The organism is Nitrospirota bacterium (assembly GCA_040754395.1).
GTDB lineage: Bacteria > Nitrospirota > Thermodesulfovibrionia > Thermodesulfovibrionales > SM23-35 > JBFMCL01.
This window is the reverse complement of record JBFMCL010000053.1, coordinates 1-2,118: the sequence shown is the minus strand read 5'-3', so window position 1 is coordinate 2,118 and position 2,118 is coordinate 1. Positions and strand designations below refer to the sequence as shown.

The window sequence follows — 2,118 nt, the reverse complement described above, 5'->3', positions numbered from 1 at the left end:
TAATCGGGTAACCGGGGGCTTTTAGCCCCCAGTCCCCACACCACCGGACATGCGGCTCCGCATCCGGCGGTTCATTACGGATAATGTATCGCAATCCATAATTCTCTTACTGATACCAAACCTTGTTTTGCAAGCCATTCGTTGGTCATTCCAGTCTGTGTTCCGAGCGTTTTCGATAAACGCCAGTATCCTTTAGAACTCATACCGGCCTTTATCGCATTATCAAGCCATACACCCAGTTTCAGGAGGTTCCTTACTTTGGTTTTAGGTTTGCGCCACATTTTCCAGTAACACATCCTCACCCTTCTCCGAATCCATCCGTCAATTTCAGGCAATGGCCTGTAATACTCTGAAATGCCAAAATAATTCATCCATCCCCTCAGATATACGGTGAGCTCTTTAAGCCTGTGTTTCATGGATATTCCATTACTTCGTCCGGTTAGTTCACGGACTCTGTGTTTGAATTCCCGAAACGCCGGTTCGCTCCACCGTATCTGTTTCCCTATAAAGGCAAATCCCAGAAATTTACATTGACGGATTTCAGCTACCTTACTTTTGTCCCTATTAACCGCCAATTTTAATTTCTTCGTGAGAAACCGGGTTATACTTCGCATTACCCGTTCCCCCGCACGTTTGCTCTTTACGAGGATTATAAAATCATCCGCGTATCTTGCAAACATGTGTTTCCGTTTATCCAGCTCTTTGTCCAAATCATTCAAAACAATGTTGGCAAGAAGAGGTGACAACGGACTGCCTTGAGGGACTCCTTCATACGTCGGCTGAATTTCCCCGCCTATCATCACACCTGAACGCAGGTACTTCCCAATCAGTTTCAAGACTCTTTTATCTTTTACTTGTCTTGCGAGGCGGTTCATCAGAATATCATGGTCAACCTTGTCGAAGAATTTCGACAGGTCGCAATCAATTCCGATTTTTCGCCCTTTCTTGATTATTTCTTTTACCTGCCTTACTGCATGGTGTGCTGAACGGTTCGGCCTGAATCCAAAGCTATTCTCCGAAAACTTCGGGTCAAATATTGGATTCAAAACCTGCGCAATGGCTTGTTCTATAAGCCTGTCCAGTACAATCGGAATTCCGAGAGGCCTTATTCCGCCTGCCGGTTTGGGTATCTCTACACGCCTTGCAGGGGTTGGGGTATATCGGTTTTCCATCAGAGCTGAGCGAATCTTCTCCCAGTTGGCTTTTGCAAATTCAGGAAATTCCCGGATAGTCATTTCATCTATCCCCGGAGCTCCTTTATTTGCCTTAACCTGTTTCCATGCCGCTCGCATGTTTTCACGGGATAGAATCCGCTCCATCAGGTTTGCATGAAAGGTTGGCTGTATGGTTTCACGCCGGCAAGGTACTCCCCTGTTCTGGTTCATCGTACCTTTCAAGTGTTCCATATCCTGTTAATCCTCCTCCACAATGTTCAGCCCTTCACCCTGTCCTTCCCGTTACGAAAGGCATTCGGCTACTATGGCTTCTGCTGACTCCTGCAAAATCACAATCAAAGTTTCCTCTGATTGCGCAATCCTTATCAGACCGCATGTTTTGCAGGCCTCCTTGGTGCTCTGTTTCATAAATTTTGATTTGATAGCAGAGGTTATTTTGGCCTGGTTCAAGGCGCGAGGAGCGCAGCATACCCTCTGCGGTATGTAAGCGACAAGTAACGCAGAAGCAGGACAAAAGAAACCTGCCCTTCGGGAATGCCCATCTTCGGCCAATTTCTGCCTCACTTCTCCTTGACGTATCACAGAGGATACGCCTGCGTCGTCGTTCATTGAAATTGTCTCAAATCCGGGCATTCTATCAAATCATAATTTATGAAATAGAACACTCAATAAGAACATTAACTTTCGTCAGACAAACGCCGCATTTACCCTGCCTCTTAATCACACGCCATCATCATCTTGTGCTGACTCGGCTCGAAGCTAAGCCTTGTATGCGGTTCTTGTTCATCGCCTCCTGACTTCTCTCCATTCTTCCTTCTGACCATTCCTCACGAAATCGCCATTGAATTTCAATTGTGGTTAGTGTATACTATTAACAAGTATACGGTGATTTTCCCACAGGGACTTTCACCCATTAGTTAATGCCCATGCTGGGCGTACACAA

The 2,118-nt window shown here is 46.0% G+C and carries 1 protein-coding gene; it reads right to left on the bottom strand.

The annotated features are described in order from the left end of the window. Positions 1–74: 74 nt before the first annotated feature. Entirely contained in the window at positions 75–1,406 is a 1,332-nt protein-coding gene (gene ltrA / locus AB1552_14345; protein ID MEW6054938.1) for a group II intron reverse transcriptase/maturase, read from the bottom strand. Positions 1,407–2,118 lie beyond the last annotated feature (712 nt).